At 61.7% G+C, this 13945-nt stretch carries 13 protein-coding genes; 12 read left to right on the plus strand and 1 reads right to left on the minus strand.

The genetic code is table 11. From position 1 onward, the window contains the following. The first annotated feature begins 16 nt into the window (after positions 1–16). From B5V03_RS01175 to B5V03_RS01190, 4 genes are all read left to right on the plus strand, one after another. Positions 17–823 carry an outer membrane beta-barrel protein gene (locus B5V03_RS01175; RefSeq protein WP_129267670.1) on the plus strand — a complete coding sequence of 269 codons (807 nt, stop codon included), beginning with the start codon at positions 17–19 and terminating at the stop codon, positions 821–823. 673 nt (positions 824–1496) lie between these two features. After that, positions 1497–2663, plus strand: coding sequence for a sensor histidine kinase (locus B5V03_RS01180; RefSeq protein ID WP_129267449.1), 1167 nt, complete (start codon positions 1497–1499; stop codon positions 2661–2663). Between the two features lie 117 nt (positions 2664–2780). Continuing rightward, complete coding sequence (locus B5V03_RS01185) at positions 2781–3410, plus strand: response regulator (protein WP_129267450.1); 630 nt, start codon at positions 2781–2783, stop codon at positions 3408–3410. 154 nt (positions 3411–3564) lie between these two features. Continuing rightward, the gene (locus tag B5V03_RS01190) at positions 3565–4200 is read left to right on the plus strand and encodes a response regulator (protein WP_129267451.1); all 636 of its coding nucleotides are present in this window, start codon (positions 3565–3567) and stop codon (positions 4198–4200) included. 176 nt (positions 4201–4376) lie between these two features. Here B5V03_RS01190 and B5V03_RS01195 read toward each other — a convergent pair whose 3' ends face one another. Beyond that, complete coding sequence (locus tag B5V03_RS01195) at positions 4377–4841, minus strand: winged helix-turn-helix transcriptional regulator (RefSeq protein ID WP_129267452.1); 465 nt, start codon at positions 4839–4841, stop codon at positions 4377–4379. Positions 4842–5048: 207 nt separating this feature from the next. Here B5V03_RS01195 and B5V03_RS01200 point away from each other — a divergent pair, with 207 nt between their 5' ends. From B5V03_RS01200 to B5V03_RS01235, 8 genes are all read left to right on the plus strand, one after another. After that, a complete protein-coding gene (locus B5V03_RS01200) occupies positions 5049–5687 on the plus strand; it encodes a 2-hydroxychromene-2-carboxylate isomerase (protein ID WP_129267453.1) in 639 nt (212 codons plus the stop codon). Positions 5688–5746: 59 nt separating this feature from the next. After that, entirely contained in the window at positions 5747–7294 is a 1548-nt protein-coding gene (locus B5V03_RS01205) for a class I adenylate-forming enzyme family protein (RefSeq protein ID WP_349643380.1), read from the plus strand. Between the two features lie 45 nt (positions 7295–7339). Next, positions 7340–8077, plus strand: coding sequence for an SDR family oxidoreductase (locus B5V03_RS01210; RefSeq protein WP_129267454.1), 738 nt, complete (start codon positions 7340–7342; stop codon positions 8075–8077). Between the two features lie 12 nt (positions 8078–8089). After that, entirely contained in the window at positions 8090–9271 is a 1182-nt protein-coding gene (locus B5V03_RS01215; RefSeq protein WP_129267455.1) for an acyl-CoA dehydrogenase family protein, read from the plus strand. A 25-nt stretch (positions 9272–9296) separates the two neighbouring features. Beyond that, positions 9297–10427 carry an acyl-CoA dehydrogenase family protein gene (locus B5V03_RS01220; protein WP_129267456.1) on the plus strand — a complete coding sequence of 377 codons (1131 nt, stop codon included), beginning with the start codon at positions 9297–9299 and terminating at the stop codon, positions 10425–10427. Positions 10428–10440: 13 nt separating this feature from the next. Then, positions 10441–11628, plus strand: coding sequence for an acetyl-CoA C-acyltransferase (locus B5V03_RS01225; RefSeq protein WP_129267457.1), 1188 nt, complete (start codon positions 10441–10443; stop codon positions 11626–11628). Positions 11629–11647: 19 nt separating this feature from the next. Beyond that, the gene (locus tag B5V03_RS01230) at positions 11648–12658 is read left to right on the plus strand and encodes an NAD(P)H-dependent flavin oxidoreductase (protein ID WP_129267458.1); all 1011 of its coding nucleotides are present in this window, start codon (positions 11648–11650) and stop codon (positions 12656–12658) included. Between the two features lie 97 nt (positions 12659–12755). Further along, positions 12756–13916, plus strand: a complete 1161-nt coding sequence (locus B5V03_RS01235) for an iron-containing alcohol dehydrogenase (RefSeq protein ID WP_129267459.1) — start codon at positions 12756–12758, stop codon at positions 13914–13916. The last annotated feature ends 29 nt before the right edge of the window (positions 13917–13945 follow it).

Consider the following 13945-nt stretch of genomic DNA (forward strand, 5'->3'; position numbering starts at 1 on the left):
GAGCGATGGGATGGCCATGCGACGCTCATTTTCCGTATTGCCGGTGCTCGCAGTGTTCAGCGCAGGCAGCGCCTGGGCGGCAGAACTTGACCGCGCGGAGATGAGGACGAGCACCGTTCCGGTGCCATCCTGGAGCGTCGTCGGCTCGGTCTCGCCGACTTTTACCGACAATGCGCTGTTCAGCCGTGACGGCCGCAAGTCGGACGCCTACTACGAGCCTGACGTGAGCGTCAGGTTGGACGGTTATTTGACAAACGACCTGTCCTATCGACTCTATGCCCGCGCGCAGTATGAGGCGTTTGCGACGGAGAAGGACGGAAATGCCGCGATCGCGCGCTTGGGTGGGCGCCTGACCGAGAACTGGAACGGCTGGCGGTTCTCCGCCATCTACGAGAACCGCTACGATTTCGATGGCGTCTACCGTGATCTCGCATTTATCTCGCACGACGTGATGGGTTCCGTGGCTCGTGACTTCCAGGTCAACAATGTCACGCTGTCGCCGTTGTTGCTGTTGACCTATCGGTTTTCTGATCTGGCGGAAGCTCGCCGTTGGCGCTTTGACGCCGTTCTCGGCATTGAGGTCAAACTCGATTCAAAATGGTCGATCGTGAGCGCGCCGCTATTCGAAGCCTATTGGTTTACCGGCGGATTGAATTCCGGCCGGGAGGACCAGCTCTATTCCGCTGATATCGGTCTGAAGTATAATTTTGCCAGTAACCTGTCGCTGACGACCACCGTGCTGTACGAGGCCCGTACGTCGAACGTTCCGCTTCGCCATTACAGGGATCTTCGGATCGGTCCGCGGCTCGACTTCGCCTTTTGAGAGAGTGCCTTAAATGCTTGTGAGACGCCTGTTTGTATTGCTGTGGACGGTTCTCGGAATGACGGCCGCGACCGCCGCAGCGGCGGATCCGCGTGATTCCGTCGAACGAAGCCAGCGCCTGGATACCAATGCGCTGAGGGACGACGTTGCGCAAAATCGTCTCCGGGGGCCGTCTCATCCCCTGGTGATTGCACCTGCACCACAGCCCGCTCCGATCCCCAAGCGAAAGAAGTCGAGCGCAAGCAACGGCAGCAATCGATAGCGGATCTTCGCTCGGTCTGACGTGCGGGGGACGCGCGGCGTCAACATACATCGTCCATTTCCCGAGACCTGGCGTGACATCGGTTGGACCCGGTAAACGTGGTCACAGTCGCCGGGTCTGGATCGCTGATTAACGAAAGTTTTAGTCACTATTGTTGCGCTTGAGCGCCCACGGGCCGCGATGAACTGGCACAAACTGCACAGTAATATGCGGAAATACATGTCAGCCATGCGAGGTTTCAGTCCATAGGAAATACTACCCAGTGGTTGTGCGCAAAACATGGGTGTATGCTCTGCGTCATTCCCTTAGGGGTGGCGCGTGCAGCTCGAGTCGCCGCTGCCGAGGCCACTAGGCGGATAGTTCTTGAAATCGCCGTTGAGAGTCGTTTTCGGGAATGGTCTGGGAAGTCGGGTGCGTACCGTGAAACCGTGCAATGCCAACTCGCTGACGCGGCCCAGCATCACGGAGCAGCTGATTGTCTCGGAAGCGATCGGCGGTCGGTTAGACGGGACCGACTGTGAAGACCTTCTTTTTGCGGTGTACCCGCTGCGTGGCGGTTTCGCATATGAGGGGATCAATCACGCTTTCGAAGTAGTCCTTGGAATGTCATCGCGCGAAGTGTCGGGCCTGGACATCTTCGATTGTATGGGAAGCGACGATTCTGAGTCTGTCTGTGAGGGCCTCGAGGCATGTCTTGCAGAGCGAACTGAGGTTCGAATCCACCACAGCCTGACTCTCGGTGGTTTCCGGCGGGACGTCGAAACAATCGTTGTTCCGATCCTCGATCCTATGGCGGGTGTCGTTGTCCGATTCATCGGTCGTCACCGGATTCTCTCTAAGGAGTTTCCCGAAGGCGGAGCCGACGAGGCCCTCAACCCTCGCAGCAGCGTCGGCTTGGCTTCCATTCAGGAAGATATCCAGCAACGGATAGCGTCCGAGCTTCATGATTCGACCTGCCAGCACCTGATTGCCGCGAGCCTCGGTATGATGCGTATCCGCACCTGCCTTGGCACGGCCGATGGGCTCGATCGCATTTGCGACGATGTCGATGAATCGATTGACCAGGCCGTGAGGGAGATCCGCGCTCTCACCTATCTGCTACATCCGCAGAACCTGATGGCGCAGGGACTGAAGGCGACGATCGAGTGCTACGCTTACGGCTTTGCCGCACGTACGTCGTTGCGCGTCGGCATCGACATCGACGCCTCTGTCGATCAGCTCTCTTACGAGAGCCAGCGTTCGTTGCTACGCGTCGTCCAGGAAGGGCTCACCAACATATTCCGCCATGCGAAGGCGACGGACGTCAAAATTGTAGTCGACGCGACTAACGGGCAGTTGCGGTTGACGATCTGCGACAATGGGCGCGGCTTTCCAGTCCGCCGGGCGACCGACGGAAACAGCGCGATGTCGATGGGGGTCGGTATTCCGGCCATGAGGGCGAGACTTAAGCAGCTTGGCGGCACGCTTGAGATCCGGTCCAATCCGGAGCCGCCGCACTCCGGCACAACGTTGTGCGCGATTTTCCCGCATCGCGTCGAAGCGAAGCGGCGAAAGCGGCGATCGCCGTTGCAATCATGAGTGCCAGCGCGGGCACCCGGTAAAGATGATCACGGGTCGCCGGTTGCAGGCGGCTTCCGCCGCCGGCCTCCGGCACTCGAAAGCTGAGCACGGAGTTGATGATCGGGAGTCCCTGCCATGAAGCGAATCCTTATCGCCGACGATCACGAAGCCGTCCGTTCGGGCCTCCGCGCGGTGCTCGCGCAACGTGCCGACTGGGAGGTGGTCGCGGAGGCGAGCGACGGCAGCAAGGCGGTCGCCGCCGCGATCGAGAGCCAGCCGCATGTCGCGATCGTCGATTTTTCGATGCCGCGCATGACAGGGGTGGAGGTTGCCCGTCGGATCAAGCAGTACCCGCTATTGACCGAGGTTCTGATCTTTACCGTTCACAACTCTAGTCTGTTGGCCCAGCAGGCCTATCAGGCCGGCGCGCGGGCGTTCCTGGTGAAGTCCGACGCGAACAAGCTGCTGCTGGCGGCTGTCGAGTCTCTGCTGATTCACAGGCCATTCTGTGTCAAGAACGGGTCGAACGAGTTCGGTCGCGAACTGGCTGACGCCGCGAACGTGCACCAGGGTCTTACGCCACGCGAGCGGCTTGTCGTCAAGCTGGTCGCTGAGGGCTATAGCAACAAGGGCATTAGCGCCATCCTGAACCTCAGTGTGAAGACGACGGAGGCTCACCGCGCGGCCGCGATGCGAAAGCTCGACGTGAACTCGACCGCCGGTCTGGTCCGGTACGCCGTGCGAGCAAGACTGATTGATGCGTGATGGAGAGTGCAAATGTCGGTACATTTGCCGCTGAACATCAGGGTTTTGTAGAATAACTCTCTTGAGGATGGCTGTTAGGATCGGCGTCACTTGGCTGCCGGTCATCTCCGTCGATTGCCCGATAAGTTCTGGGCCGACATGCGGGAACGACGCCGTGAAGCGCATCGTGATTGCCGATGATCATGAAGTTGTGCGTTCTGGGCTTCGCGCGATCGTCGACACGCGCTCCGATTGGATCGTCAGTGGAGAGGCAACCAACGGTGAGCAGGCTGTGGCTTTGGCGTTGGAAACGCGTCCAGACATCGTAATCGTCGACTATTCGATGCCGCTCATGAACGGAATCGAAGTTGGTCGCCGCCTCAGATTGCTGCATCTGCGTACTGAAGTGCTAATCCTCACGATGCACGAAAGCGAGGAGCTCCTGACCGAGGCCGTTCTGGCCGGCATCCGCGGCTTCCTCTTCAAGTCGGATGCCAGGAAGCATTTGATTTCCGCAATCGAGGCCTTGCTCGACGGTAGGCCTTACTTCACCAGTGTACTGCTGGAGAAGCTGTTGCATGACTATCAAATCAATAAGCAGAACAGGTCGGACGTTCTGCTCACCTCTCGCGAACAGAGCGTGGTTCAGCTCATCGCCGAGGGACATACAAACAGAATGATCAGCGCCATCTTGAAGCTGAGCGTAAAAACTGTTGAGACCCATCGTGCCGCAGCCATGCGCAAGCTTGGGATGTCGTCGACCGCAGAGCTTGTTCGCTATGCTATCCGCAAGAAATTGGTCGCGCCCTGAGCTGGCTGATGGTCGAAGAGTATGTTGATGGCCCGGCGCCTGTTTGGAACGGCTCAGATGCTATCGCCTTCGTTTTCGGCATTGCCGACATGAAATAACTGACTCCAAGGTGGGCAAGAACCTTGCCGCCGAGGCGTATGGGAACACTCAAGGTGTTCGCTGATCTCGGTTGGGCATCAGGCGATCGTTCTGCGCGCGCCGGGGCCCGGATGAACGTGGACTGCCTTTGCCGTCAGCGGCTCGCCGCATTCGGAGCAGACCATGACGGGGTCAAACATCTTGTGGCAATTCTTGTGTTCGTGCAGAAGCGGTCGTCCGCGCGAATCGACCATGTGGATGTTGCCCCAGTGCACGATCGACATGATGATCGGATAGAGGTCGAGACCCTTCTGCGTCAGGATATATTCGTAGCGCTTGGGTGCATCCTGATAGGGAATTTTGCGAAGCACCCCGAAGCGGACGAGTTTCTTCAGCCGGTCGGCTAGCAGGTGCCGGGTCACGCCAAGCGACGATTGAAAATCGTCGAATCTGCGGATTCGGAGAAAACATTCGCGCAGGATGAGCAGGCTCCAGCGGTCACCGATGACCGCCACGGTGCGGGCCAGCGAGCACGGCTCCTCTTCGAGAGCATCCCATTTCATCAACATCTCCAGTCGATCTGCGGCATCTACAAAAATAAATTCTAAATCAGAACTCGCTACATTTCAATAGGATGCCGCATTTTCCGCCATATTTGCGGGCATTGAATGATGATGATCATATTGACAGTTCTAAAATAGAACTTTAGGATTCCGGCAACGATCAATCAGGTGGCGAATGACCGTCGCCATCCAAGGGAAGGGCGTTCCGTGGCAGCTCCGCTCAAGGTCGAATTTCACTTCGATTTCGGCAGTCCCAACGCCTACCTCGCCGAGCTTGCGCTGCCCGCCATCGAGCAGCGAACCGGAGTCAAGTTCGACTACGTGCCGGTGCTGCTCGGCGGCGTCTACAAGGCGACCGGCAACATGTCGCCCGCGGAGTCACTGCGCGGGATCAAGAACAAGCCGGAATACAATGCGCTCGAGACCGAGCGCTTCCTGCGCCGTCACAATATCACGAAGTTCAGGATGAACCCGTTCTTCCCAGTTAACACGCTCGCCTTGATGCGCGGCGCCGTTGCGGCGGAGTTCGAGGGGATGTTCGAACCCTATTTCCGCGCGGCCTATCACCACATGTGGGTGGAGCCCAAGAAGATGGACGATGCGCAGGTTTTTCGCGATGCGTTCCTCTCATCCGGGCTGGACATCGATCGCATCATCGCCCGCGCCCAGCAGGACGACGTCAAGAAGAAGCTGATCGAGAACACAGGCAGCGCCGTGGCGCGCGGCACGTTCGGCTCGCCAACGTTCTTCGTCGGCAGCGAGATCTACTTTGGCAAAGATAGCCTGCGCGATGTCGAGGACGAAATCCTTGCGCAATCGGCCGCAGCGCGGCGCAAGAGCGCCTGACTGCGCGGAGCCATCCAGAAGAACCGAGCCCGCTAAGGGCCTTTCAACGGGAGGTGTCATTGGAGAACTGGCAGCAGGATGCAGCCGAAATCACGAATGCGTTGCCGCAGCGCATCCATGAGGTGATGGACCCCTATGTTGCCGCCACACCCGACCGGACGGCGCTGATCGAAGACAATGCCAGCCTGACCTATCGCGAGCTCGACCGGGCGGTCGGTGCGACGGCCGATGCGCTCCGCGCGCTTGGCATCCGCGCCGGCGATCGCATGATGATTGTCAGCGAGAATGCGATCGCGCTCGCCTGCCTCCTGTTCGCCGCAAGCCGCCTCGATGCCTGGGCGATCGTCGCCAACCCGCGGCTGTCGCCGCGTGAGCTGGATCAGATCAGGGATCACAGCGGCGCCCGGCGCACGTTCTTCACGGCAAAGGTCTCCGAAGAGGCGGCCGCGCACGCGACGCGTTGCGACGCTGCGGTGCAGGATGTCGGGCCGCTCCACGGCATTGGCGTGTCGGCCTTGAATCGGGATACGCAGGCCGAGCCGGTTGAGGCGAACGGCGCGCGGCAGGTGGCGGTCCTCATCTACACCTCCGGTACGACGGGAACGCCGAAGGGCGTCATGCTCACGCATCGGAACCTGCTGTTCTCGGCCAGGACCACGGCGAATTTGCGCAGCATGACGGCGGACGATGTGCAGTATTGTGTGCTGCCGATCTCGCATATCGTCGGCATCTCGCTGCTGACGATGACGCTGATGGTCGGTGGCCTCACCCGGCTGGTCACGAAATACAATCCCGCGGCATTGGCCAAGGCGCTGGCCGAGGAAGGCATCACGCTTCTGAACGGCGTGCCCGCCACCTATCAACGGCTTCTGGAATACAAGCAGATGGCGGGCTTGCCGAAGCTGGAACGCGGTGCGCTGCGCCTGATGAGCGTCGCCGGAGCCCCACTCGATCTTGAGCTCAAGGCTCGGGTCGAGAAGGAGCTCGGTCTTCCGCTCGGCAACGCCTTTGGCATCACCGAATGCTCGCCCGGAATTTCCGGCGTGCGGCCCGAGGCGCCGCGCAGCGACAATTCGGTCGGCATCCTCGTGCCGGGTATCGAGGCCCGGATCGTGGCTCGCGACGGTACTATCGTGACCAACGGCGACATCGGCGAACTGCATGTCCGCGGACCGAACGTGATGCGCGGCTACTATCGCGCGCCCGACCTCACGGCCAAAGCCGTCGACCCGGACGGGTGGTTCAACACCGGCGACCTTGCGCGCTTCGAGGGCGATGCGCTGTTCATCGTTGGCCGTACCAAGGAGATGATCATTCGTTCTGGCTTCAACGTCTATCCGGCCGAGATCGAAGCGGTGCTCAGCACTCATCCGGACGTGGTGCAATGCGCTGTGGTCGGGCGGCAGGTCCCGGGCAATGAAGAGATCGTGGCCTTCGTCCAGCTCCTCAAAGGCTCCTCGGCCACCGCGCAGGATGTGATGGCGCATGTCGCGCCGGAGCTCACCTCCTACAAGCGGCCGTCCGAGATCATCCTCATGGACGCGCTGCCGGCGACGTCGACCGGTAAGCTCCTGAAGCACAAGCTGGCGGAATCGCTGCGCAGCTGAAGCGGGTGATATCGCCTCAACATCTTACAAGGCTGGAGAAGTCCCATGCAGAAGAGAAACAAGACGGTTGCGGTGATCGGCGCCGGTGACTTCATCGGCGGCGAGATCGCCAAGAAATTCGCCTCCGAGGGCTTCACGATCTTTGCTGGTCGCCGCAATGGCGACAAGCTCGCGCCCCTGGTCAAGGATATCGAGGCCGCCGGTGGCGAGATCCACGCCCGCTCGCTCGATGCGCGCAAGGAGGAGGAGATCATCTCCTTCCTGAACGACGCCGACAAGCTCGCGCCGCTCGAGGTCTGCATCTTCAACATCGGCGCCAACGTCAACTTTCCGATCCTAGAGACCACCGAGCGGGTGTTCCGAAAGGTCTGGGAGATGGCCTGCTACTCCGGCTTTCTCGCCGGCCGCGAGGCCGCCCGGCTGATGCTGCCGCGCGGAGGCGGCAACATCTTCTTCACCGGCGCGACCGCGAGCTTGCGCGGTGGCTCCGGCTATGCCGCCTTCGCCAGCGCCAAGTTCGGTCTGCGGGCGGTGGCGCAGGCGATGGCGCGCGAACTCGGGCCGAAGAACATCCATGTCGCGCATCTCATCATCGATTCCGGAGTCGATACCGAATGGGTGCGGCAGCGCCGGCTCGAAGCATTGGGTCCCAACGCGCTCGACGATCCCGATCTGTTGATGCCGCCTGAATCGGTGGCGACGTCCTATTGGCAGCTCTACCAGCAGCCGAAGAGCGCCTGGACGTTTGAGCTCGAGATCCGTCCCTTCGGCGAGAAATGGTAGGGAGCGCATACGATGGAGCTCGCGCTATCCCCGGAAGACGCCGCGTTTCGCGACGATGTCCGCGCATTCATCAAGGACAATTATCCGGCCGAAATGCGCGTCCCCAATCCGGAGACCGACCTTTCCAAGGAGCAGATGCTGCTGTGGCATCGTATCCTTCACGAGAAGGGCTGGATCGCGCCGCTCTGGCCCAAGGAGCACGGCGGGCCCGGCTGGTCAATTACCCGGCGCTTCATATTCGAGCGGGAGACCACGCGCGCCGGCACGATGCCGCCCCTGGCGTTCAGTGTCACCATGGTAGGTCCGGTGATCTACACGTTTGGCAACGAGACGCAGAGGCAGAAGTTTCTGCCGCGCATCTTGTCGGGCGAGGACTGGTGGTGCCAGGGCTATTCCGAGCCCGGCTCGGGCTCGGACCTTGCCACCGTTCGCACCAAGGCGGTGCGCGACGGTGACCATTACATCGTCAACGGTCACAAGACCTGGACTACGTTGGCGCAGCACGCCGACTGGATCTTCTGCCTGGTGCGGACCGATCCGGCCGCGAAGCCGCAATCCGGCATTTCGTTCCTGCTGATCGACATGAAATCGCCGGGCGTCACCGTGCGCCCGATCATCACCATCGACGGCTCCCACGAGGTCAATGACGTCTTCCTCGAAAACGTCCGCGTGCCCGTCGAAAACCTGATCGGCGAGGAGAACAAGGGCTGGACCTACGCCAAATTCCTGCTCGGCAATGAGCGCACCAGCATGGCCGGCATCGGCCGCTCGACGCGCTACATCGAGAAGCTGAAGAAGATCGTGAAGGCCGAGCTCCCCGAGGACGATCCGGCACATCTGGAGTTTATCCGGGACATCGCCCGCGTCGAGCTCGACGTGCTGGCGCTCGAAGCAACTGAGCTTCGGGTCGTCGGCCAGTTGGCCCGCGGTATCGATCCGGGACCGGCGGCATCCTTGTTCAAAATCCGCGGTACCGAGATTTTCCAGGACATCACGGAGCTGATCCATCGCGCGATCGGCAATTACGGATTGGCCATCCGCGAGCACCCGGCCAGCGCCAATCGCTTCATGCCGGGGCCGGATTACGGCCACACCGCATCGGAGAAATACCTGAACTCGCGCAAGCTCTCCATCTACGGCGGGTCAAACGAGATCCAGCGCAACATCATCGCCAAGGCCGTGCTCGGTCTCTAGCGAACGGCAGCACGGGAGGAATCGGATGGATATCCAGTTCACAGAAGAGCAGGAGCTGCTCCGGTCCAGCGTCCAACGCCTGCTGCGCGACCAATACGATTTCGATGCACGCCGCAAGATCGTTGCGAGCGAAGAGGGCTTCAGCCGCAAGCAATGGGAATCGTTCGCGGAGCTCGGTCTGCTGGCTGCGCCAATCTCCGAGGAGGCGGGTGGTCTCGGTGGTGGGCTTCTGTCGACCATGATCATCATGCAGGAGTTCGGTCGTCATCTCGTCGTCGAACCGTTCGTCGAGACGGTGATGCTCGCCGGCGGCCTGCTCGAGCGGGCAGGCTCCGAGGAGCAGAAGCAATGCTTCATTCCCGATATCATCGCCGGCAAGACGATTTGGGCGCTGGCCTGGACCGAAAAGGCCTCGCGCTTTGATCTTGCCAATGTCGCGACCATTGCACGGCGCGACGGCCAGGATTACATCCTGACCGGCGAGAAGACCGCCGTGATCGCCGCGCCCTGGGCGGACTATCTGATCGTCTCGGCCCGGACTTCGGGGCAACGCCGCGATCGTGGCGGCGTCAGCCTGTTTGTGGTCGATCGCCGCGCCGCCGGTATCGAGCTGCGTAGCTTCAAGACCATCGACGGCCGCCGCGCCGCCGAGATCAATCTTCGTGATGTCAAAGGCGAGTTGCTCGGCAAGGGAGGCGAGGGCGTCACCGCGCTGGAAGCCTGCCGCGATCGTGCTATCGGTGCGCTCTGTGCCGAGGCGGTTGGCGGGATGGCGGAGCTCAACGCAGCGACCTTGGAGTACTCCAAAACGCGCAAGCAGTTCGGTGTCACGATCGGCAGCTTCCAGGTGCTGCAGCATCGGATGGTCGACATGTTCATCGCTCATCAGGAAGCACTGTCCCTGATGCAGCATCTCAATCTTAGCCTAAGCAACGACGAAGCAGGCGTTTCGCGTCTTGCGTCCGGGGCCAAGTCGAAGATCGGCTATGCCGGCAAGTTCATCGCGGATCAGGCGGTGCAGCTGCATGGCGGCATGGGCATGACCGACGAATTGAACGTCGGACATTATTTCAAGCGGATTTCCTCCATCAACATCCAGTTCGGCGATCCCGCCTTTCACGTGTTGCGCTACGCGCAGCTCGACGCGGCCGCCTAGCAGAGAGGCAGACATGACGACTGAAGCAGTGATCGTTTCCACCGCGCGCACCGGGGTCGGCAAGGCCTATCGAGGCGCGCTCAACGACACCGATGGTCCGACGCTGGCCGGCCATGTGATGGCCGAGGCCGTGAAGCGCGCCGGCATCGCGCCCGGCGAGGTCGAGGACGTGGTGATGGGCTGCGCGATGCAGCAGGGTACCATGGTGATGAACGTCGCCCGCAAGGGCGCGGTCCGGGCCGGCCTGCCGGTCACGGTGGCCGGCACCACAATCGACCGGCAGTGTGCGTCCGGCCTCCAGGCAATCGCGGTGGCCGCCCGCTCGGTCATGCTCGACGGCGTCGAGATCGCGATCGGTGGCGGCATCGAGTCGATCAGCCTCGTGCAGAACGACCACATGAACCGCTTCCACGCCGTCGACAATGAGTTGATGGCGATGAAGCCGGAGATGTATATGTCGATGCTGGAGACTGCCGAAGTGGTCGCCGGGCGTTACAAGATCGGCCGCGACCAGCAGGACGAATACAGCCTCGAATGCCAGCGCCGGGTCGGAGCGGCCCTGCAGGGTGGCCGCTTCAACGATGAGATCGTGCCGATCACGACCAGGATGGCGGTGGTCGACAAGGACACCAAGCAGGTCAGCTATCAGCAGGTGACGCTGAGCCGGGATGAAGGCCCGCGGCCGGATACCACGGCGGAGGGACTTGCCAAGATCAAGCCGGTGTTCGAGGGCAAAACCATCAGCGCCGGCAACGCCAGCCAGCTTTCGGATGGCGCTTCGGCCTGCGTGATCATGAGCGACAAGATCGCGGCGCAGAAGGGCTTGAACCCGCTGGGCATCTTCCGCGGCTTCGTCGCTGCTGGCGTCGAGCCCGACGAGATGGGTGTCGGCCCGGTCGCGGCGATCCCGAGGCTCCTCAAGCGCCACAATCTCAAGATCGACGACATCGATCTCTGGGAGCTCAACGAAGCCTATGCGGTGCAGGTGATCTACTGCCGCGACAAGCTCGGCATCGACCCCAACAAGCTCAACGTCAACGGTGGCTCGATCGCGATCGGCCATCCCTATGGCATGACGGGTTCGCGGCTGACCGGCCACCTCCTGATCGAGGGCCGGCGGCGCAAGGCGAAATACGGCGTGGTGACCATGTGCATCGGCGGCGGCATGGGTGCCGCGGGCCTGTTTGAAATCGTCCACTGATCGGAAACGGAGTTTTGGCGTGAAAACAGCAATCACTGAACTGTTCGGCATCCAGCATCCGATCATCCAGGGCGGCATGCATTATGTCGGCTTCGCCGAGATGGCGGCGGCGGTGTCCAATGCCGGCGGCCTCGGCATCATCACCGGCCTGACGCAGAAAACGCCGGAGCTTCTCGCCAAGGAGATCGCGCGCTGCCGCGACATGACGGACCGGCCGTTCGGCGTGAACCTGACCTTCCTGCCGACACTGTCGGCGCCGCCCTATCCGGAATACATCGCAGCCATTCGCGAGGGCGGGATCAAGGCAGTCGAGACCGCGGGTCGCAGCCCGGAGGCGTACATGCCGGCGCTGAAGGCGGCCGGCATCAAGGTGATCCACAAATGCACCTCGGTGCGGCATTCGCTCAAAGCAGAGAAGATCGGTTGCGACGCCGTCAGCGTCGACGGTTTCGAGTGCGGCGGCCATCCCGGTGAGGACGACATCCCGAACATGATCCTGCTGCCGCGGGCGGCGGATGAGCTGAAGATCCCCTTCGTGGCTTCCGGCGGCATGGCGGATGGACGAAGCCTCGTCGGGGCGCTCGCGATGGGCGCCTCCGGCATGAACATGGGCACCCGCTTCGTCGCCACCAAGGAAGCCCCGGTCCATGACAATGTGAAGCAGGCGCTGGTAAAAGCGACCGAGCTCGACACCGTGCTGGTGATGCGCGCCCTGCGCAACACCGAGCGCGTGCTCAGGAACAAGGGCGTCAACGAGCTGCTTGAGATCGAACGTGAGAAAGGCGCAAGCCTGAAGATCGACGACATCCTCGACCAGGTGGCCGGCGTCTATCCCAAGGTGATGGTCGACGGCCAGATGGACGCGGGTGCGTGGAGCTGCGGCATGGTGGTCGGGCTGATCCATGACATTCCGACGGTCAAGGAGCTGATCGATCGCATCATGGCGGAGGCCGAAGGGATCATCCGCCAGCGGTTGACCGGCTTCCTTGACGGCGAGATCGAGACACAGCGGGCGCGCGCGGTCGCCTGACGAGCGGCGAAGAGCACGCCAAGACCGGGGATAGCTGGCGGCGTGGGGCTGCTGACGCCGCGGCGGAGCGGAGAGAGGTAAACCAGGGAGGAAGAGCATGCCCGTCGTTGGTAGCCATCAATATCCCACCATGGAATCCGTGATCTACGGCAAGCCGGCGGCCGAGGCGCTGCGGGAGGAGGCCGAACGGCTGGGCGCCAAGCGCGTCTATCTGATCGCGAGCCGCACGCTCAACACCACGACCGACGAAATCGAGAATATCCGGACGGCGCTCGGTGAACGCCATGCGGCAACCTTTGACGGCGTGCCGCAGCATACGACCCGGGGCGTGGTGACGCAGATTGCCCGGCAGGCCAAGGATGTCCGGGCCGACCTGGTCGTCGCTGTCGGCGGCGGCTCCGTGGTCGATGCGGCAAAGATCGTGCTGATGTGCATGGAGCACGAGATTTTTGAGCCGATGGGACTCGATGGGTTCGAGACCACGCCGGACCGCCGCTTCGGGCCATTCCGAACCCCGAAGGTGCGGATGATCGCGATCCCGAGCACGCTCTCCGGCGGCGAATACAATTCGGGGGCGCTGGTCACCGACACCAGCCGCAAGCTGAAGCAAATATTCAATCATCCGATGATGATGCCGCGAAGCATCATCCTTGATCCGGCGATTACCAAATATACGCCGGAGAAGCTCTGGTTGGGTTCCGGCACACGCGCGATGGACCATGGCATCGAGGCGATCTGCTCCAGCCGTCCCAATGTGCTCGTCGATGCCGTATGCCAGCAGGGATTGCGCTATCTGTACGACGGGCTTCGGCGCACCAAGGACAATCCAAACGACGAGGCGGCGCGGCTGAGCTGTCAGTTGGGGTCCTGGATGTCAGCCTTCGGCTTGCAGTCGCGCGTTCCGATGGGCGCCAGCCATGCCATCGGCCATGTCCTCGGCGGGACCTGCGATGTTCCGCATTATTTCTGTACGGCGGTGATGATGCCGAGCGTGCTGCGGTACAACCTGCCGGCCACGCAAACGGCGCAGAGATCGGTCGCCGCCGTATTCGGCGCGCCCGGTCGCGATGCAGGCGAAGCCTTTGCAGCCTTCATCGCAGAGCTCGGTCTGCCGCGGCGGCTCGCCGACGTCGGCGTAGCCGAGGACCGTTTCGAGCTCATTGGCAAGAACGCAATGTTGTCGATCTTCACGGCGGCCAATCCGCAGCCGATCCGTGAGCCCGGCGACATCGTCAAGATACTCAAGCTGGCGGCCTGACGCGGCCGCTGAATGTCTGTCACGCCTTT

The organism is Bradyrhizobium betae (assembly GCF_004123905.1).
Taxonomy (GTDB): Bacteria; Pseudomonadota; Alphaproteobacteria; order Rhizobiales; family Xanthobacteraceae; genus Bradyrhizobium; species Bradyrhizobium betae_A.

Bases quoted from the DNA above. Each gene is read 5' to 3' on its own strand.
- B5V03_RS01215 (WP_129267455.1), top strand. From the start codon at position 8,090: ATGGAGCTCGCGCTATCCCCGGAAGACGCCGCGTTTCGCGACGATGTC.
- B5V03_RS01175 (WP_129267670.1), top strand. From the start codon at position 17: ATGCGACGCTCATTTTCCGTATTGCCGGTGCTCGCAGTGTTCAGCGCA.
- B5V03_RS01195 (WP_129267452.1), bottom strand. From the start codon at position 4,841: ATGAAATGGGATGCTCTCGAAGAGGAGCCGTGCTCGCTGGCCCGCACC.
- B5V03_RS01220 (WP_129267456.1), top strand. From the start codon at position 9,297: ATGGATATCCAGTTCACAGAAGAGCAGGAGCTGCTCCGGTCCAGCGTC.
- B5V03_RS01235 (WP_129267459.1), top strand. From the start codon at position 12,756: ATGCCCGTCGTTGGTAGCCATCAATATCCCACCATGGAATCCGTGATC.
- B5V03_RS01225 (WP_129267457.1), top strand. From the start codon at position 10,441: ATGACGACTGAAGCAGTGATCGTTTCCACCGCGCGCACCGGGGTCGGC.
- B5V03_RS01210 (WP_129267454.1), top strand. From the start codon at position 7,340: ATGCAGAAGAGAAACAAGACGGTTGCGGTGATCGGCGCCGGTGACTTC.
- B5V03_RS01185 (WP_129267450.1), top strand. From the start codon at position 2,781: ATGAAGCGAATCCTTATCGCCGACGATCACGAAGCCGTCCGTTCGGGC.